Origin of the sequence: Sinorhizobium meliloti (genome assembly GCF_017876815.1) — a bacterium.
Lineage (GTDB): Bacteria > Pseudomonadota > Alphaproteobacteria > Rhizobiales > Rhizobiaceae > Sinorhizobium > Sinorhizobium meliloti.
This window is the reverse complement of sequence record NZ_JAGIOS010000001.1, coordinates 81,846-101,263: the sequence shown is the minus strand read 5'-3', so window position 1 is coordinate 101,263 and position 19,418 is coordinate 81,846. Positions and strand designations below refer to the sequence as shown.

General features: G+C 62.5%; 15 protein-coding genes and 1 pseudogene. 12 read left to right on the top strand and 4 right to left on the bottom strand.

The features are described 5' to 3' along the window. Window positions 1-16: 16 nt before the first annotated feature. Both JOH52_RS00485 and JOH52_RS00480 read right to left on the bottom strand, forming a co-directional pair. Entirely contained in the window at window positions 17-1,042 is a 1,026-nt protein-coding gene (locus tag JOH52_RS00485) for an NAD-dependent epimerase (RefSeq protein ID WP_010969032.1), read from the bottom strand. 71 nt (window positions 1,043-1,113) lie between these two features. Beyond that, window positions 1,114-1,446, bottom strand: coding sequence for an ArsR/SmtB family transcription factor (locus JOH52_RS00480; protein ID WP_010969033.1), 333 nt, complete (start codon window positions 1,444-1,446; stop codon window positions 1,114-1,116). A gap of 51 nt (window positions 1,447-1,497) precedes the next feature. On the opposite strand from JOH52_RS00480, the gene JOH52_RS00475 reads away from it, so the two are divergent. Then, complete coding sequence (locus JOH52_RS00475) at window positions 1,498-1,980, top strand: SRPBCC domain-containing protein (protein WP_014529137.1); 483 nt, start codon at window positions 1,498-1,500, stop codon at window positions 1,978-1,980. Between the two features lie 9 nt (window positions 1,981-1,989). Continuing rightward, window positions 1,990-2,351 (top strand): annotated as a pseudogene (locus JOH52_RS00470) (hypothetical protein). A gap of 5 nt (window positions 2,352-2,356) precedes the next feature. Here the strand turns inward: JOH52_RS00470 and JOH52_RS00465 are convergent. Continuing rightward, entirely contained in the window at window positions 2,357-3,097 is a 741-nt protein-coding gene (locus JOH52_RS00465) for a L,D-transpeptidase (RefSeq protein WP_013844239.1), read from the bottom strand. Between the two features lie 223 nt (window positions 3,098-3,320). Here JOH52_RS00465 and recO point away from each other — a divergent pair, with 223 nt between their 5' ends. Continuing rightward, window positions 3,321-4,064, top strand: coding sequence for a DNA repair protein RecO (recO, locus tag JOH52_RS00460; RefSeq protein WP_014529139.1), 744 nt, complete (start codon window positions 3,321-3,323; stop codon window positions 4,062-4,064). Between the two features lie 305 nt (window positions 4,065-4,369). Here recO and JOH52_RS00455 read toward each other — a convergent pair whose 3' ends face one another. Then, the gene (locus tag JOH52_RS00455; RefSeq protein ID WP_010969036.1) at window positions 4,370-6,373 is read right to left on the bottom strand and encodes a PhoX family protein; all 2,004 of its coding nucleotides are present in this window, start codon (window positions 6,371-6,373) and stop codon (window positions 4,370-4,372) included. A 98-nt stretch (window positions 6,374-6,471) separates the two neighbouring features. Between JOH52_RS00455 and JOH52_RS00450 the strand changes: the two genes are divergently transcribed. The 9 genes from JOH52_RS00450 to JOH52_RS00410 all read left to right on the top strand — a co-directional run bounded on the left by JOH52_RS00450 (window position 6,472) and on the right by JOH52_RS00410 (window position 19,417). Then, window positions 6,472-9,405 (top strand): DUF2339 domain-containing protein, encoded by a 2,934-nt coding sequence (locus JOH52_RS00450; protein WP_017272294.1) that lies wholly within the window; start codon window positions 6,472-6,474, stop codon window positions 9,403-9,405. Next, entirely contained in the window at window positions 9,402-10,058 is a 657-nt protein-coding gene (locus JOH52_RS00445; RefSeq protein ID WP_003532655.1) for an HD domain-containing protein, read from the top strand. Before JOH52_RS00450 ends, JOH52_RS00445 begins: the two co-directional genes overlap by 4 nt. A 78-nt stretch (window positions 10,059-10,136) precedes the next feature. Further along, complete coding sequence (locus JOH52_RS00440; RefSeq protein ID WP_003532657.1) at window positions 10,137-10,988, top strand: MOSC domain-containing protein; 852 nt, start codon at window positions 10,137-10,139, stop codon at window positions 10,986-10,988. Between the two features lie 127 nt (window positions 10,989-11,115). Then, window positions 11,116-12,354 carry an MFS transporter gene (locus JOH52_RS00435; protein ID WP_010969038.1) on the top strand — a complete coding sequence of 413 codons (1,239 nt, stop codon included), beginning with the start codon at window positions 11,116-11,118 and terminating at the stop codon, window positions 12,352-12,354. A gap of 182 nt (window positions 12,355-12,536) precedes the next feature. Continuing rightward, window positions 12,537-13,616, top strand: coding sequence for a quinolinate synthase NadA (nadA, locus tag JOH52_RS00430; protein ID WP_013844243.1), 1,080 nt, complete (start codon window positions 12,537-12,539; stop codon window positions 13,614-13,616). Window positions 13,617-13,665: 49 nt separating this feature from the next. Further along, window positions 13,666-15,264 (top strand): L-aspartate oxidase, encoded by a 1,599-nt coding sequence (locus JOH52_RS00425; RefSeq protein ID WP_010969040.1) that lies wholly within the window; start codon window positions 13,666-13,668, stop codon window positions 15,262-15,264. Window positions 15,265-15,313: 49 nt separating this feature from the next. Beyond that, window positions 15,314-16,213 carry a carboxylating nicotinate-nucleotide diphosphorylase gene (gene nadC, locus JOH52_RS00420; protein WP_010969041.1) on the top strand — a complete coding sequence of 300 codons (900 nt, stop codon included), beginning with the start codon at window positions 15,314-15,316 and terminating at the stop codon, window positions 16,211-16,213. A 103-nt stretch (window positions 16,214-16,316) separates the two neighbouring features. After that, complete coding sequence (locus JOH52_RS00415; protein WP_003532668.1) at window positions 16,317-16,835, top strand: superoxide dismutase family protein; 519 nt, start codon at window positions 16,317-16,319, stop codon at window positions 16,833-16,835. An 881-nt stretch (window positions 16,836-17,716) separates the two neighbouring features. Next, window positions 17,717-19,417, top strand: a complete 1,701-nt coding sequence (locus tag JOH52_RS00410) for a peptidase domain-containing ABC transporter (RefSeq protein ID WP_017265096.1) — start codon at window positions 17,717-17,719, stop codon at window positions 19,415-19,417. Window position 19,418: the final 1 nt, after the last annotated feature.

Sequence of the window (19,418 nt, the reverse complement as noted above, 5' to 3'; positions counted from 1 at the left end):
ATCGCTTGTTTTACCATCAGACGGTCGTGTGTGCACGGCGATAATTCTGATCATACCACTCGACGAAGCGCGCAACCCCTTCCTCGACCGAAACGGACGGCTTGAATCCGGTCAGGGCCTCGAGCAGGTCCGGCGAAGCGAAGGTGCGCGGGACGTCGCCCTGCTGCATCGGCAGCATGTTGTGGATTGCCGGACGGCCCACCGCCTTCTCGACCGTTTCGACGAAGGTCATCAATTCTACCGGCTGGCCGCCGCCGGTATTGACGACGCGGAACGGCGCATGGCGCGAAAGCGTGTCCGTGGCCTTTTCCGGTGCCACCCGGTTCTCTTCCGAAGGAGGAACATGCGACAGCCGGACGATGCTTTCGACAAGGTCGTCGATATAGGTGAAGTCCCGGCTCATCCGGCCCTCGCCATAAATGTCGATCGGCCGGCCGTTGTGTATGGCGTCGACGAATTTGAAGAGCGCCATGTCCGGCCGCCCCCAGGGGCCGTAAACGGTGAAGAAGCGGAAAGAGGTGGTCGGCACCTTGTAAAGATGCGCATAGCTGTGCGCCATCAATTCCATCGACTTCTTCGTCGCGGCATAGAGCGTCATCGGTTCGTCGGCCCGGTCCGCTTCGGCGAACGGGATCTTCTCGTTGGCGCCGTAGATCGAAGAAGTGGAGGCGAGCATCAGGTGCTTCGGTGCGATCGCCTTGGCGAGCTCAAGCATGTTCCACGACCCGACGAGGTTCGCGTCCACATAGGCTTTCGGGTTTTCGAGGCTGTAGCGGACGCCCGCCTGGGCGGCGAGGTGGATGATGACTTCCGGCTCGGCAAGCTCCGCCGCCCGGTCCAGTGCGGCCCGGTCCTCGAGCATGGCCGTCACCGCCTTGAAGCCGTTGGAGCGCTGAAGGATCGCGTGCCGGCGCTCTTTCAGCGTCACGTCGTAATAGGGCGTCATGCCGTCGAACCCGACGACGAAATGCCCCTCGTCGATCAGCCGTTTTGCAACATGAAAACCGATGAATCCTGCAGTGCCGGTGATGAGGTAACGCATGACGATTTCCCCCAGTTTGCCCCACTCGACAGTTCATACGCAGAAAGCCGGCCGATGAAAAGTCAATTCCGTCACTCGCGGGGCTCGTCGAGCTCACGTTGGAGGGCTGTCAGAACGGACATTGCGTGGCCGGCATACTGGCTGATCCAACGATCGTGAATGGCGCGGATGGGCAAGGCGTTCAGGTGGTTCCACCGCTCGCGGCCCTCGCGCCTGACGAGAACGAGATCGGCCTCCTCCAGAACCTTGAGGTGCTGCATCACCGTGCAGCGATCCAGGGTCGGGAAGCGTTCGCAGAGCATGCCCGTCGTTTGCGGTTCCTCCTTCAGCACGTCGAGCATCTGTCGGCGCAGGCCGTTCGCCAGCGCCTTGAAAACCGCATCGTCTTTCGAATCGTTTGACATGTTATGTTTTTATAACATATTATCGGCAGATACAATCGTGAGGAGGACGTCATGGCTTTCGAATTTCGAATGAATGGGAGGATTGCCCGTCCCGTCGGGCAGGTTTTCGACGCGGTGGTAAATCCGGATCAGCTCAGCCGCTATTTCGTAACGCTCGGCGGCATCAGCGGGCCGCTGGTTGCCGGCACCACCGTGACGTGGTGGGGCGAGGTTCCCATCAAGGTCGAGGCCGTGGAGCCTAACGAGCGGATCGTCTTTTGCTGGGACGCCATGACCGGTGAAGGCGAGTCTCCCTACCAGACGCGGGTTGAAATGCGCTTTCAGCCGCTCGACGACGGCGCCACCATGGTGACGATCGCCGAGAGCGGCTGGCGGGAAAACGAACAGGGGCAGAAGAGCTCCTATCTCAATTGCGAGGGCTGGTCGCAGATGCTCGCCTGCATGAAGGCCTGGGTCGAATACGGCATCAATTTGCGGGAGGGCTATTATGTGAGCGAACTCTCCGGCAAGCCCGCGCTCGAACCGCAACTGTAGGAGGGGTCTATGTCCACCGAAATCAAGGGCGGTATCAACATCGCCATGAAGGTTCCGAGCCATCAATACGAGGCGGTGATCGCCTTCTACCGGGACGTCGTCGGTCTCCCCCTTTCGACGAGAAGGCACCGGCGAAAGGCTTCGTTCTCGGCCCCAATCGTTTGTGGATAGACGAAGCGCCGCATTACAGCCAGGCAGAGATATGGCTGGAGCTCTTCACCGAAGATCACGGGGCGGCGCTCGATCGCCTCGCAGCGCACAAGGTGGTGCGCTGCGATCAGGTCGAGGAACTGGGCGAGGGCTTCCGCGGCGGATGGATCATGAACCCCGCCAATATCGTCCACCTCGTGCGCGAGCCGGATGCCTGGTAGACGTGTTAGAACGAAAGCGAACCGCTGCCGTCGGCAGCGGTCGACATCGGTGCATCCATCGGCTGGCTCATCGGCGGTTCCGCCTGGAGCACGACGACGCGCGAGCCTTCCGGAACGCGGCTGTAAAGGTCGATGATATCGGGGTTGAAAAGGCGGATGCAGCCGCTCGACACCGCCTTGCCGATCGACCAGGCCTCCGTGGTGCCGTGGATGCGGAACAGTGTGTCCCGGTTTCCCTGGTAGAGATAGAGCGCGCGCGGTCCGAGCGGATTGCGCAGGCCGGGGTCCATGCCTCCCGCGAGCGGTCCGTAGCGCTCCGGTTCGCGCGCGACCATGTCGGATGTCGGCGTCCACCGCGGCCATTCCGCCTTGCGGCCGACGCGCGCCTCGCCCTCGAACTCCAGCCCGGCCTTGCCGACACCGATGCCGTAACGAAGCGCCATGCCTCCGCCCTGCACGAGATAGAGAAAGCGATTTTCCGTGTCGATCACGACCGTACCCGGCGGCTCATGCGTGACGTAAGGAACCTGTTGCCGCAGAAAACGCGGTTCGACCTTGCTGATGTCGGTGGCGGGAAGCGGAAACTTCTCCTCGGACTTCGCCCCATACATTGCCACGAAATAAGGATCCGGCCCTTTCGGTCGGACCTGCTGGCTGTTGCTAACGCAACCCGCCAGCGCGGCGGAGAGGGCCAAAACTGCGCAAAGCTGCATCAGGCGGCTGGCGCGATTCCCGGACACACACATAGTCGAATTGTTCCTGCTGACTGTCATTCTTGAGGAGGCACGTCTAAGACCTCGGAACCCGCATTGGAAGACGTCGCAATCCGGCAAAAGCGACAATAGAATTGAGGCGCACAGCAAGTGTAGCGGAAAGGCTACAGTTTGCTTCCGCCGCACCGGACGAGGCTCGAAACAGGGGGCGTTTCTTCGCTTGCTCCGGTTTCCGCGGCGGGTGTATGCCTCTTTCATGCAATGGAGCGATGAAGCCATAATTCTCGGCATCCGGCGGCATGGCGAAAGCTCTGTCATCGCGGAGGTGATGACGCCCGGGCACGGGCGGCATCTCGGGCTCGTGCGCTCGGGCCGCTCGCGTACGATGCAGCCGGTGCTGCAGCCGGGCAATTCCGTGGAGGTGAGCTGGCGGGCGAGGCTCGACGAGCATCTCGGCGAATTCCGCGTCGAGCCGCTGCAATTGCGCGCCGCGAGCCTGATCGAGACGGCGACTTCCGTCTACGGCATTCAGGCGCTTGGCGCACTCTTGCGGCTCCTGCCGGAGCGCGACCCGCATCCCCATCTCTACGAGGCGCTCGCCGTCATCGTCGATCACCTCCAGGACCCGGCAGACGCCGGCGAATTGTTCGTGCGCTTCGAACTCGCGGTGCTGAACGATCTCGGCTTCGGCCTGGATCTTTCCCGATGTGGGGCGACGGGTGCGCGCAGCGAACTTGTCTACGTATCGCCGAAATCGGGCCGCGCGATCTGCCGCGAAGCGGGTGCCCCTTACGCCGATCGCATGCTCGCCCTTCCGGATTTCCTTTCCGGAGGAAGCAGAGCTGCCGATCACGAAAGCCTCGCCGCTGCCTTCCGTCTCACCGCCTATTTCCTCAACCGCCATGTTTACGAGCCACGGGGCGTCGATGCCGCGTCGGCCCGTGACGGGTTCGTCCATGCGACGCTGAAGGCGCTGAAGTCCGCATCGTCGGCGGCTTAACGGTTGTTTCAATCCCTGTGACGGGGCGCAGGAAGATGGGGAGGCGTGGGCGTTGCGATCGATTCCGCTTGCGGGTATGCGACCTGTCTTCTCCCCTTCCTCATCTCTGTGCTTGGCACAGAGATGAGAGCAGCGCCGCGTCTGCGGCGCGGGGAAATCTTTTCAGCTCAATGACCTGGTCTGGCTGGATCCCTGTGACGAGCACAGGGACGACCGAGCAGAGGAAAGGGCACCGCTACACCGCGACCAACGAGGCTTGCCGGAGCGCGTGCGCCAGCGCCGCGCTCCGAACTCTGAGGCTTGGTTCAGCCGATCTTGCCGCCACCCTGCCTGGTCACGGCGACGACGGCCGGGCGCACCGGCATGTCGTCGCGGAAATCCGGCCAGCGCGTCGCCGGCTTTTCGTAGGTTGCGAGACCGGCATCGCCCGGATGCTGAACCGCGAGGAAGAAGGTGTCGCTCGTCGGGTTGAAGCTCGGGCCGCACATTTCGGCGCCGACCGGCACGCGGAAGAACAGCTTCGAGGTGCCGCGGCCTTCGCCTTCGGTCTCGACGGCCCAGACCCCGTCGGTGCGTCCCGTGTCCTTTTCGTTGTTGCCGTCGGTCGAGACCCAGAGACGGCCTTCGGCATCGATGGCGCAATTGTCCGGCATGCCGAACCAGCCGTTCCTGGTCGTCGCGGTGGAGAAGGAGGCACCGACCTCGGCGACGCTCGGATCGCCGCACTTCAGCAGTACGTCCCAGCGGGATTTCGTCGAGGCGAAGTCGCCGTCCGTTTCCGAAATCTCGACGATGTGGCCGAAGGCATTCTTGGCACGCGGATTGGCGGCGTCGATCTCGTCCTCCTTGCGCTTCGTGTTGTTGGTCAGCATGACATAGACCTTGCCGGTCTTCGGGTTGGGCTGGACGTCTTCCGGCCGGTCCATCTTGGTCGCGCCGAGCGCATCGGCGGCAAGACGGGTGTCGATCAGCACGTCGGCCTGGGAGGCGAAGCCGTTCTCGGCCGTCAGCGGACCTTCGCCATGGACGAGAGGCATCCAGGTGACCGTGCCGTCCTCGTCGAACTTGGCCACGTAGAGCGTGCCTTCATCGAAGAGATCCATATTCGCGGCGCGGTCGTCAGGGTTGTAGGTGCCTTTCGTCACGAACTTGTAGACATAGTCGTAACGCTCGTCGTCGCCGCTATAGAGGACGACCCGGCCGTCCCTGTTGACGATCGACTCGCAGCCCTCGTGCTTGAAGCGTCCGATCGCGGTGCGCTTCTTCGGAACGGAGGTGGGGTTCAGCGGATCGACCTCGACCACCCAGCCGAAGCGGTTGGCTTCGTTCGGCTCCTTGGAAACGTCGAAGCGGTCGTAGAATTTCGACCATTCATACTGCCCGCCCGGCGTGCCGAGGCGTTTCATCTGCTTGAATTCCGGATGATCCTCGGCAAGCTCGCCGCCGAAATAGCCGTTGAAGTTTTCCTCGGCCATCATGTAGGTGCCCCAGGCGGTGACGCCGCCGGCACAATTGTTGATGGTGCCGAAGACCTTCCTGCCGGTCGGATCGGACGGTGTCTTGACCCGCTCGTGACCGGCCGCCGGGCCGGAAAGCTGCATTTCGGTAGTGGCCGTGATGCGGCGGTTGTACTTGCCGTCGAGGACAGGCTGCCACTTCCCGTCGACCTTGCGGATTTCGATGACCGTGCCGCCATGGGCAGCCATTTCGATATCGACCAGTTCCTTGGTGTATTCGCCGAGTACGACCTTGTCCTCTTCCTTGCCGTCCTCCGTCACCTTTTCGACACGGGCGAAGTTCGGGAACATGATCTCGGCATTGGTATATTCGTGGTTGACGACCAGCAGGCCGTGGTCCGGATTGCCCTCGAGCGGAATGAAGCCGACATAGTCGTTGTTGTAGCCGAACTGCCGGCTCTGGGCGTCGGCGGTCTGCTTGAGCGGATCGAATTCCGGACTGTCGGCGAAGACCTTGTCGCCCCAGCGCAGCAGGATGTCGGCGTCGTAGCCCTCGGCAACATGGTGGGTCTCGTCTACGCCGGCTTCGATCTCCTTGAAGTCGAAGGGCGACGCTTCACCCTCAGCCCGGGCCTCGTCCGCCGTCAGCAGGGCAAGCGGGCTGACCGTCGTGGAGATGGCAGCAACGGCCAGAGAGCCGCCGATGAACGACCGGCGCGAGAAACGGCGGTTGATGATGTCGCCCATGGTGGGATTGGCGGAACAGTTCCGGCCGGCGTCTTCCAGTTCCTCTCTGCGCTCGGTCAGCGTCTTGAATTCGGTTTCATCCGTAGGTCCGAGATATTTGTCCATGGAAATTCTCCCCATTGAGACGATCGATGCGCCCGTTGATCTTCGGGCGTCCCGGTCCCGCTTTACCAGCGAGTTCATGACAGCTCTGCGACAATTGGATGAAGAGATTGCTGCAACGGGTCGCGATGCCGGAACGCTCCCACGGCTCCGTAAGCCCGCAGATGTCAGGCGCAGGATATTTTCAGCGGCCGTTTCGCGCTAACGTTGTCCGAATCGATCTGACCATGATGATGCCGGGGGACCTGATGCTCGAGGCCATAGCTCTTCTAGCCTTCGTGATGGCGCTCGCCGCTTTCCTCGGCGGCCGCAGGTCGGCCGAGCGCCTTGACCGCGAAATCGAGAGCCTTAAGGCGGAGATCGCGCGGCTCGCGAAAGAGGGTATGGGAGAGCCGGGGCCGGACCTGGCGACCGGCCGGCCGTCGGAGGCTGGCGTTCCATCCGTTGCCGGGACGGAGGCGACAGCCGACGGCCCATGGTCCCGGGCGCGGGAAGGCGCGGGGACCTCCCATGACGAATCCGCCGCCGGCCGCGAAAGTGGGGACGGGGCAATCGACGGCCCGGTAGCGCCCTCCGCAGCGGCAGCGCGGGCCGAAAGCCTCGAGAGCCGGATCGGCGGCCGATGGCCGGTCTGGGTCGGCGGGCTGGCACTGGCGCTGGGCGGCTATTTTCTCGTGCAGTATTCGATCGAGGCCGGGCTCTTGAGCCCGGCGGTCCGCCTGACGCTTGCCGCCATTTTCGGGCTTGCGCTTGGGGTGGCCGGAGAGGTGATCCGGCGGCGCGACGTGCCTGCCATCGCCGACCGGTTCCGCAATGCGATGATTCCCGGTGTGCTGACCGCCGCCGGTGCCGTCACGCTGTTTGGCGTCGTCTATGCGGCCTATGGTATTTACGATTTCATCGGCACCGGCGCGGCCTTCGTCCTGCTGGCGCTGGTTTCGCTTGCCACCGTCGGGCTCTCGCTGCTGCACGGGCAGGCGCTCGCCGGTCTCGGCCTTCTGGCGTCGCTCCTGACACCGCTCTTCGTCTCGAGCGGAGAGCCGCGTCCCTGGGTGCTGTTCGGCTTCCTCGCCGTCGCCTGGCTCGCCACGCTCGCCGCGTCGCGCCTGCGTCGATGGAGCGTGGTGCCGACGCTTGCCAATGCGGGCCTGGGGCTCTGGGGACTTGCCTATGTAGCGCTCGCGACGCCTTTCGAAGCGCCTCCGGTCACCTTCGCGCTCCTCGTTATGATCGCGGGTGTCGCGCTGATCTGGCCCGGCCGGGCGGAGCGGACCGCGGAGCCGAGCGGGACAACGCAAATCGGTGCTGCCAGTGAGCCGGGCGCGTGGGAGAGGCTCTTCACGCCGCCTTATCTTGCCATAAGCATATCGGCGGCGATCGTCGCGACCGTTCTCGCCCTTTTGTTTATCAGCCCGGCGGTCGATGCCGCGCGTTTCCCGGTGAGCGACTTCGTGGTGATCGTCGTTGCGCTGGCGGCGGCAGGCTCCCTGCGGCCGGCGGCGATCTATGCGGCACTGCTTGCCGCCTTCGGCGCCGTCGCCGGCACCTGGAGCCTGACCGCTCTCAGTGGTGTTCTTGCCTATCTCGATCCCTCATTCGCCGGTTCGCCGCCCGAGATCGTCGTCCCCGGCCGCACTGCCATGCTGACCGCGATGACCCTGTCGGCGCTCTTCATCCTCCTCGGGGGCTTTGTGCTTGCCCGGCGGCCGGCGGGGGATCGGCAATTCGCGGCCCTTTGGGCCGGCATCGCCGCCGTGGTGCCGAATGCGCTTCTGGCCATGTCGTTCGTGATGACAGGCAGTTTCGCCTTCGACCTGCCGCATGGACTTGCCGCCTTTGCCGGCGGCATCTTCCTTCTCGGCCTTGTGGAATGGCTCTATCGCCGGAGCGCCGGGGCAGGGGATGCCGATGTCGATGGGGGGCTGCCGGCACTCGGCTCCTTCGGCCTCTTCGTCATCGGACTTCACGCCTGGACCGACGGTCTGGTGACCACCCTGGCGATCGCGCTGCTCGGGGCCGGATACAGCTTTGCGACACGCCTGCGTTCATGGCCGGTTCTCCCCTGGGGGACGGTCGCAGGCGCGGTCGTCATTCTCGCCCGAATTGCCTGGGAGCCGACGATCGTCGGGCCGGGCAATCTCGGAACGACGCCGGTGTTCAACGCGCTGCTTCCGGGTTACGGCATCCCGGCACTGTTGCTCGTCGCCTCGGCCTATCTTCTACAGGCCTGGCCGGACCTGCGTGTGCGCAACCTGCTGCAGGCGCTCGCAAGCCTCTTCGTCCTGTTGACGCTTGCAATCCTCGTACGTCATGCAATGAACCGCGGCGTGCTCGACAGCTCCGTCCCGACACTTGGCGAACAGGCGATCTACACGCTTCTCGCCATCGGCGCGTCGGGAATATTCATGACGCTCGACGGAAGATCGCCGAGCCCGGTGTTCCGTTATGGAGGCATGGCGCTCGGCGTTTTGTCCATGCTCTCCGTGCTTGGGGCGCACCTTGTCGGCCTCAATCCCTATTTCAGCGGAGAACTGCTTGGAAGCCTACCCTTCTTCGATCTGCTCCTCATCGGCTATCTGCTGCCCGCCATCGGCTATTTCGGGCTTGCCTGGTATGCGCGCGGCAGACGTCCGCTGCCCTATGTCGTGGCGCTCGCCGTCAGCGGCGCCATCCTTGCTTTCGCCTGGGCAACCTTAAGCGTTCGCCGCTTCTGGCAGGGCCAGAACGTCGCCGACTGGAAGGGGTTCCTGCAAGGTGAAACCTACACCTATTCGGTCGTGTGGCTCGTACTCGGCGTGCTGCTGCTCGTGGCCGGCTCGCGTCTCGACGCAAAGAGCATCCGGATTGCTTCAGCCGTTCTCGTCTTCGTCGCGGTGCTCAAGGTCTTCCTGGTCGACATGTCCAATCTCGAAGGCTTCCTGCGGGCGCTGTCCTTCATCGGCCTTGGGGCCGTGCTGATAGGCATCGGGCGCTTCTACCAGAAGATATTGTCGGGCAGCGCCGGCAACGCGGGTGAAGGGGCCCGCCGCGCATGACCCGGTTTTCCGGGCTGGCAGCCCCATTCGCTCCTCACGCCGAACTCGCCGGCGAACTCCTTCCGCATGCCTTTGCCGCCGATGACGGCTCGCACGATGCGTCACACCTCATCCGCGTCTGGAAGAACGCTCTTCGCATCCAGGCGGAGGAGGGCGGCGACACGCGCCGGCTCGCCGCTGCCGTGCTGCTGCATGACTGCGTTTCCGTCGAAAAGAATTCGCCGTTGCGGGCGGAAGCGTCGCGGCTGGCGGCCGAAAAGGCGTCGGCGATCCTCAATGGCCTCGGCTGGAGCGCGGCCGATATTTCATCCGTCGCGCACGCCATTCTGACCCACAGCTTTTCGGCCAATCTCGCGCCGGAAACGCTGGAGGCCAGAATTCTCCAGGACGCGGATCGCCTCGATGCGATCGGCATGGTCGGCGCCGCGCGTTGCTTCTACATCGCCGGGCGCATGAGCAGCGCCCTCTACGATCCGCTCGACCCGCTGGCAGAAAGCCGGGCGCTCGACGACAAGGCTTTCGCAATCGACCATTTCGAGACGAAGCTTTTTCGCCTCGCCGACGGTTTTCAGACTGCCGCGGGGCGGCGGCTCGCCCTTGAACGGCAGGCGCGGCTCCGCAGCGTGCTTGCCATGCTGCTGGACGAAATCTAAAAGCTTCAATCGGTTGGCGCCGACTGGTGAATCAGATTGGGAGCGGCCGGAATCATTTTCTGAACTCGGAAGATCGCCATGCACGTGACCGGCCTCAACATCCATCCCCTGAAGAGCGGCCGCGCGGTGCCGCAGACGGCCGTGACGGTCAATCTCGACGGGCTGGCCGGCGACCGGCGCTTCATGCTGGTTGCACCCGATGGGCACTTCATCACTCAACGCGATTTGCAGGCGCTGGCGCGGGTCGAGGCGGAACATGTCGATGGCGGCGTGCACCTCAGGATGAACGGCGAGGAGCTCTCCGTTCGCTTCGACCCGGATGACCGCCTCGATGTCCGGGTCTGGTCGAGCGACGTCAATGCGGCGGTCGCCGGAGGTGCTGCAAACGACGTGCTGTCCGGCTGGTTCGGCCGCCCGGTCAAGCTCGTCCACATGGACGCTGAGGCCGAGCGCTTCGTCGGCGCGGAATGGGCAGGAGCGGCAGCCCCCGTCGCATTCGCCGACGGCTTTCCGATTCTCGTCACGACGACGGGCTCGCTCGCCGATCTCAACTGCACGCTGGCCGAGAAGGGGCAGGAACCGGTCGGCATGGAGCGCTTCCGCACCAATATCCTTATCGATTGCGATGAGCCTTGGGCTGAAGATCTTTGGGAGAGCATCGTGATCGCCGGCATCGCCTTCGATCTCGTCAAGCCCTGTGCCCGTTGCATCATGACCACGCAGGATCAGACGACCGGCGAGCGCATCGGCGGCAACCCGATCCAGGGTCTTTCGGAAAAGCGCATGTCTGCCGACCGGCGCGTTCCCGGCGTGCTCTTCGGCTGGAACGCCGTGCCTAGAGGCGAGGGTATCCTGAGGCTAGGCGACGCGGTCGAGGTCGTGCGCCGTCGCGATGAGCGTTGGCCGATGAAGGTGCGTTCCGCCGGCTGAGACGCATCCGCAGGAACCTGCGCTTGCGGCCGGCGCATCAATTCCTGTGATCGCATCGTCAATTTAATTGGCTTCCCCCAAGGCGGGCGCCGCCATAGGATGGCCCCTCATCATCAGGAGCTTGCCCATGTCCGCTGTTTCTTCTGCAGTCAGCCGCCCGGTCGAGCGCAGCGGCCTGCCGTGGCTCATCATCGTCGCCGGCTCCATCATCGCCATGTTGACTTTCGGTCCGCGCTCCGCGATGGGGTTCTTCCAGCTGCCGATGCTTGCCGAGAAGGGTTGGGACCGGACGACCTTCGGCCTGGCAATGGCGTTTCAAAATCTCTGTTGGGGTCTAGGCCAACCGTTCTTCGGCGCGATCGCCGACAAGTTCGGCACATGGCGCGTGCTCGCGCTCTCCGGCCTCGTCTACGCCGCGGGACTGATCCTTATGGCCTTCGCGGATGCGCCGATATGGCTGCATATCGGCGGCGGCGTCCTGGTCGGTCTGGGCGTTGCGTCCGGTTCCTTCGGCATCGTGCTTTCCGCCTTTGCCCGCAACGTCGCGCCCGAGCAGCGCTCGCTCGCCTTCGGCATAGGCACCGCCGCCGGCTCGGCCGGCATGTTCCTCTTCGCGCCGCTGAGCCAGGGCCTCATCTCCGCCTATGGCTGGTCCGACAGTCTCGTCTATCTCGGCCTCCTGATGCTGCTCGTTCCGCTCTTTGCGATTCCGCTGCGCGGCAATGCCTCTTCCGGGCGCCAGTCGGAGGCATTGTTCAAGCAGACAGTCGGGGAAGCGCTCAAGGAAGCACTCGGGCACAAGAGCTATCTTCTGCTCGTCTCGGGTTTCTTCGTCTGCGGCTATCAGGTCGCTTTCATCACCGCGCATTTCCCGGCCTATATCGGCGATATCGGAATCGACGCCCGCTATGCGGTGATCGCGCTGGCATTGATCGGCTTCTTCAACATCATCGGCTCGTTCTCGGCCGGCATCATCGGCCAGCGTTATTCGAAACCCTATTTCCTGGCGCTGATCTATCTGGCCCGTTCAGTCGTCGTCTCGGCCTTCCTGCTGCTGCCGCAAACGCCGACCTCGGTCATCGTCTTCGCGGTCGTCATGGGCCTCCTGTGGCTCTCGACGGTGCCGCCGACCAACGGGCTGGTGGCGATCATGTTCGGAACGCGGCATCTCGGCCTGCTCGGCGGCATCGTGTTCCTGTCGCACCAGATCGGTTCATTTCTCGGCGTATGGATGGGTGGCTATCTCTATGACCATTTCGGCTCCTACGATCCGGTCTGGTGGGTGGGCGTGGCCCTCGGAGTGTTCGCGGCCATCGTGCACTGGCCGATCGAAGAGCGTGCCGTCGCCCGCCCGGCAATTGCCTGATCGATAAAATGTTGTGATGCGCCCGCGATATGCGGGCGCATCGTTTCCGTCCTGCACGCTTGAAATCTGTCACAAAACTTTCTAAATCAGTTCCGGCGGCTCAGCCGCTTTTGTTTTGACCTATTTATGCTCAGGTTGAGCATAATTAAAATTTGCCGGAAACGGCGGGAGAGGAGAGCCCGATGACCACTCTTGACCTTCGCAAGGAAGCGGCGCCCCCTCCGGCCTTCGTGAGCGCTGCGGCACGCTTCGGCGTCATCGAGAAACCGGATCTCGCCTTTACCCCGGCTGTCGCGCGCGAGACCGAGCACCTTTACGAAAAGGTAAAGGACTTCATTCCTGCGTTCGAGTGGGCGGCTTATGCGCCCTACGTTCATGCGATCAACCGGCTGAAGAAGGAACGTAACGCGGTCATCCTGGCCCACAATTATCAGACGCCGGACATCTTTCACTGCGTGGCGGACATCGTCGGCGATTCGCTCCAGCTTGCGCGCGACGCCACCAAGGTCGACGCGGAGATCATCATCCAGTGCGGCGTGCACTTCATGGCCGAGACCTCAAAGTTGCTCAATCCGGAAAAAACGGTGCTCATTCCGGATGCGAAAGCAGGTTGCTCGCTTTCGGAGTCGATCACCGGAGCGGATGTGCGGCTCCTCAGGGAACGCTATCCGGGCGTGCCGGTCGTCACCTATGTCAACACCTCGGCCGACGTGAAGGCGGAGACCGACATCTGCTGCACGTCCTCCAACGTGCTGGCGGTGGTCGAAAGCCTCGAGTCCGACACCGTGCTCTGCATCCCGGACGAGTATCTGGCGATGAACGTGGCGCGTCAGACGAACAAGAAGATCCTGACCTGGAAAGGTCATTGCGAGGTGCACGAGCGGTTCACGGCAGCCGAACTCCTGGCTTACAAGGAAGCCAATCCCGGCATCGAGATCGTCGGCCATCCGGAATGCCACCCCGACGTCATCGCCGTCTGCGATTTCTCCGGTTCGACCTCGGGCATGATCAATTACGTCAAGGACAAGCGGCCGCAGCGGGTGCTGCTGGTGACGGAATGCTCGATGGCGTCGAATATCCAGGCGGAGGTCAAGGGGGTCGATTTCGTCAAGCCGTGCAACCTGTGTCCGCACATGAAGCGCATCACGCTGCCGAAGATACTCGACAGCCTGCTTAACATGACGGAAGAGGTTCTGGTCGATCCGGCGATCGCCGACCGCGCGCGGCTGGCGGTCGAGCGCATGGTGAACCTCAAGCAGTGATCAATGCCGGGGCAAACCCCGTGCAGGCCCGTGGAGGAGTTATCGAGCCATGCTGACCGACCATTTCCGCCCGCAGTCCTTCAACGGGATCGATGACATCGTCATCGTCGGCGGCGGCCTTGCCGGGCTTTTCTGCGCGCTGAAACTGGCGCCGCGTCCCGTCACGATCCTTGCCGCCGCGCCGATCGGCTACGGCGCCTCCTCGGCCTGGGCGCAAGGCGGGATCGCCGCGGCGATGAGCAAGGGCGATACATTCGAGAAGCATGTCGCAGACACCGTCGCGGCCGGTGCCGGTATCGTCGACGAGAAGATGACGCGCATGATGGTCGCAGAGGGCCCGGCCCGCATCCACGACCTGCTCGAATTCGGGGTTCCCTTCGACCGCGACCTTGAGGGAAAGCTCCTGCTTTCGCGGGAAGCCGCGCATTCCGAGCGGCGCATCGTCCGCGTCAAGGGCGACATGGCCGGCAAGTCGATCATGGAGGCGCTGATTGCCGCGGTGCGCAATACCCCGTCGATCCGGGTGATCGAGGGCTATGTGGTCGAGGAACTGGTGCGCGAGGGCCGGTTCATCTCCGGCGTGATCGCGCGGCCGGATGCCGGCCAGTCGAAGAGCCGCGTTTCCTTCCCGGCCCGCGCCGTCGTTCTTTGCTCGGGCGGCGTCGGCCATCTCTATGCCGTCACCACCAATCCATGGGAAGCATGCGGCCAGGGCGTCGGCATGGCGGCGCGGGCGGGCGCCATCATTGCCGATCCCGAGTTCGTCCAGTTTCATCCGACCGCGATAGACATCGGCAAGGACCCGGCGCCGCTTGCGACCGAGGCGTTGCGCGGCGATGGCGCCACCCTGATCAACTCGGAAGGCCGCCGTTTCATGCTCGACATCCATCCCGATGGAGAGCTCGCGCCGCGCGATATCGTTTCGCGTGGCGTCTTTGCGGAGGTTCAAGCCGGACGCGGCGCCTTCCTCGATTGCACAAAGGCCGTCGGCAGGCATTTCCCCGAGATGTTCCCGACCGTCTACGCCTCGTGCATGGCAGCGGGCATCGATCCGGTGAGGCAGCCGATCCCCGTCACGCCTGCCGTGCACTACCACATGGGCGGCGTGCTGACGGACGGGGAAGGGCGGACCTCCATCGACGGCCTATGGGCGGCGGGCGAAGTGACATCGACCGGCGTTCACGGCGCGAACCGCCTTGCCTCGAATTCGCTGCTGGAGGCGGTCGTCTTCGCGGCGCGGATCGCGGAAAATATCAAGGGCAGCTTGCCGGCCCCGAAGCTGACCGCATGGGGCGACAATGCCGGCGAGAACGACGATCCCGTGACGGTCGAGGACAGCCCGCCTTTCAAGGTGCTGCGGCAATTGATGAGCGACTGCGTCGGGGTCGTGCGTACGCGCGAAAGCCTGACCCGCGCGATCCGGGGGATTGCGGAACTCGAGCGGACGAACAAGCGCCTGCGCTTCGCCAATATCGCTACCACGGCCAAGCTCATCGCGATCGCCGCGCTCCAGCGCACGGAAAGCCGCGGCGGTCATTTTCGGGCCGATTGCCCGGACGAGCGGCCGGAATGGCGGCGCCGGACCTACCTGACGCTCGCCCAGGCGGAGCGTCTGGCCGCGGAAGTGGCCGAGAGCGAGCCGGCATGACGGCGGCAAACGCAAAATTAGAAGCTACTCCAATCGCAGGAACGACATAATGACCGCCCTTCGCCCGGAACTACCCGCTCTCATGGTCGAGGAGCAGGTGAAAGCGGCCCTTCTGGAAGATCTCGGCCGGGCCGGTGACATCACCACCCTCTCGACGATCGGGCCGGACCGGACGGCCGCCGCGAATATGAGCGTGCGCGAAGCGGGCGTGGTTGCCGGGCTGGAACTGGCGCGAACCGCCTTCCGCCTCATCGATCCGTCGATCCGCTTCGAAGCGCTCGCTGCGGACGGCGACCGGGTGGCGCCGGGTACGACGGTCGCGCGAATTTCCGGCCGCGCCCGAGGGCTTCTTTCGGCCGAGCGGGTGGCGCTCAACTTTCTCATGCATCTCTCGGGGATTGCGACCTACACGGCGACGTTCGCCGATGAGATCGCCCATACGGGCGCCAAGGTCTGCTGCACGCGCAAGACGATCCCCGGCCTTCGCGCTCTCGAAAAATACGCCGTTCGCCTCGGCGGCGGCTCCAATCATCGTTACGGCCTCGATGACGCGGTGCTGATCAAGGATAACCACATCGCCGTTTCCGGCGGTGTTGCCGGCGCCGTCCGGGCCGCGCGGGCCTATTGCGGCCATCTCGTCAAGGTCGAGGTTGAAGTCGACGGCCTCGCACAGTTGCGCGAGGCGCTGACCGCCTCTCCGGACGTGGTCCTGCTCGACAATATGGGGCCGGAACTGCTCAGTGAGGCCGTCGCGATCAACGCGGCACATTGGGGACTGTCCGTCGCTTCCTATCCCGGCGACCTGCGCCGCACCAGGCTGGAGGCGTCGGGAAACGTGCAGATAGAAACCATTCGGGCAATCGCCGAAACGGGCGTCGACTACATCTCGACATCGAAGATCACGATGGCCGCACCGACGCTCGACATCGGTCTGGACGTGTCGATTTAGCCCAATTTGCCGGATTGTCTGCAACTCAGCCGCGTTTTTGCGGAACGACCCCGGCAGCCGCGCGTTGTCTCCTATCGACCCGCGAGTGAGAGGGAGAACTCCGATGATGAGAACGATGATTGCGATCGCCTGTGCGGCAGGAATGGCGGGTGCCGCTTCGGCACAACAGTCCTCGCAGACGGCGACGGCCGAGTTCGTGGGCAAGGACGGCACGGACATCGGCCGGGCCACTTTGACGGCAGGCGGCAAGGGCGTGCTGATCGAGATGGAGATAAGCGGCCTGCCGAAGGATACCTGGGTGGCTTTTCACGCTCACGAAATGGGGCGCTGCGATCCCAAGGACGGGTTCGAGTCGGCGGGAAAGCATTTTGCCGGCGAAGATGAGAATGCCGAGCACGGCTTCCTCGCTTCCAATGGCCCGCATGCCGGCGACATGCCGAACCAGTATGTCGGTGCCGATGGAACCTTGCGCGCCCAGGTCTTCAACAGCTTCGTGTCCCTCGACGACAGGGCTACCGCCCTTCGCGGCCGGGCCCTGGTGATCCATGTGCATTCGGACGACAATCGCAGCCAGCCCTCCGGCGATGCCGGCGACCGGCTGGCCTGCGCGGTGGTGAAGTAGTGCATGTCGCCAGTACGTTTCTGTGCGCGTCCGAGCCACCTTGGGGGCCGCACGAACGAGGAACGTATTGGCGGGCTGTTTCGGGTAAGCAGGCCAGCTGGCTTGGCTGGCGTTGAGCCGCAACGAACCCAAAACATTTCGTCCCAACTGTCGCTGCCAAGTCATTGCCGCCAACCACACGCTAAAACGCGGCAAAGCAAAAACCTCGCCGCGTTTCCGTTCTGTCATTATCGAAGGTTAGCGGCCGCCAAACCCTCCAGCTCCAGGGCCGGGAGAGCCGCCGCCACCATAGTCTCCCATGGGGTTATAGCCGCGGTAATCTGGCGCTCCGTTGCCAACGGAGCTCCCTACGGCGTAACCAGCGAGCCCACCTATTACGCCGCCGACACGGCTGCCCATCGGTCCACCATAAGCGGAGCCGATCGTTCCTCCAACAACTACCCCTATTGCACTACCAACACGCCCCGCACTGGGATTGTTGTTGCCTGACCCGCCTGACCCACCTGAACTTCCCATCGCAGTTCTCCAATCCAGTAACGTTTCTACCTCTGATAGGTCGCAATCCATTCAAACGTTAGCAAAATGCAGTACGACCAAATAAATCACGTAGTTGATTATGGCATAGATGAGAAGGGTAACCCATTTTGGCGGAGACAACCCTGCAATTTCTATAATATAATCCACGATTGTCATCGACAAAAACACAATAATGGCGGCAATTATAGGGTATAATCTCGTCTAGATCCCCGATAGCAGAGCTATAGCGTCGCCTATCTCAGCATAAAGACGCTGATGGTCACTAAACAATATATTGTGCTTTTTGGTTGAGGAGTCAAATTGATTCTGGTATCAGGGATAATTGCGGGAGACGATCTTCGAGTGTGGTGGGGGATACTTACGAAGTGGTGGATAATCTCCGATTAGCACCTCTTTCGTGGTTCACGCGCACCACATTTTTCTACACACCATTAATGATCGAACTCATGATCGTAGCGATTGTGATGCGGTTGCTTGGCTTGGTACAGCCTTTTGTCTTTCAGGCTGTCATTGATCGGGTCCTGCCGTTCCAGCGGGAAGCAACACTGCTGCTGATCGTAGTTGTTCTCGGCGTTACCGCGATCTTGTCCGCTATTCTGGACGCGCTGGCGGCCTATCTCGGAAACCACATGGGCAATCGGCTGACGTTGGATCTCGCCGGCCGAATCTTCCGGCATGTCCTTCATCTGCCGTTGAGGCAACTTCAATGTTGGCGGGTGGGGGAAACGCTAACCCGCATTTCCGAAATCGACACGGTCAAAGCATTCCTAACAGGAACCGTTTCCAGCATTTTGGTCGATTTGCTGTTCGCGATTATCTACGTCGCTGCTCTGATAACCATCAGCCCTATGCTGACGCTTATCGTTTTGATCGTTCTGCCTCTGCAAGTAATCGCGTTCGGTGTCATTGGGCCGCTGACACGACGACGCATGCAGAGGGCTTTTTTGGACTATTCCAGGCACCAGTCTCGTCTCGTGGAGACGTTGGCTAACGTAGTCACCGTCAAGGCGCTTGGATGCGAGGCGGTACAATCGGAGCGGCTTAACCGTACATTGGCAGATAGTCTCCTTGCCGGTTTTGAAGTAACCAAGCTCCATATTGTCAATGGCTTTACCGGCGGACTTTTAGGCAACGTTTCGGTTATATCGATCGTCTTTTTCGGATCTCATCTCGTCTTGCGAAATGAGATCACGCTCGGGCAGCTGATTGCATTTCACCTGCTGGCCGACAAGGTGGCTGGGCCGATCCTCTCCCTGTCGGCAGTGTGGGAACAATGGCAGGCACTTCGGATCGCTCGGCTGAGGTTAGGCGATTTATTGAATGCCGCAGCAGAAACCGATATTTCCAAGCCGCCGCTCCCCGTGTCCGGCCGGCTGAGTCTCCACTTGGAGGCCGTATCGTTTTGCTATCTACCCGAGCAACCTGTTATCCTTGACCTCACTCTGGAGATATCCCCGGACCGCCCAACGGTGATTACCGGCCCATCGGGCTGTGGCAAGTCTACTCTCGCCAAGCTTATCAGCGGCATTTACAGGCCGGATTGCGGAGTGGTTGAGGCGAACGGACATAAACTCACTGACTACGATGAACGCAGCGTGCGGCAAGCGATTGCGTATCTTCCGCAGGAGCCGGAACTATTTTCGGGTTCCGTTCAGGACAACATTCTCTTGGGCAACGCCGCCGCAACGGATCAGGAAATCCGTTCGGCTTTGGTCGAAAGCGGTTGCGATTTGTTTATTGGGGAGCTGCCAAATGGCATACTCACGGACGTTGGCGAACGTGGCGCTTACCTTTCTGGTGGTCAGCGCCAGCGCATTGCACTTGCACGGGCCCTTGTGTCGCCATCCCGTGCACTGATCCTCGACGAACCCACCAGCGCGCTTGATTCCGCATCTGCTGACATCGTCATTGCTGCGATTAAGCGGCACGCCGTCAAGAGCACCGTGATTATTGTCACTCACAATCCCGAGCTGTTTGGCAGTGACGTGAACATGGTCAACATTGCTCAATTGCAGCGCCCCAGCGATAGTTCCAGGCAGACTTAGT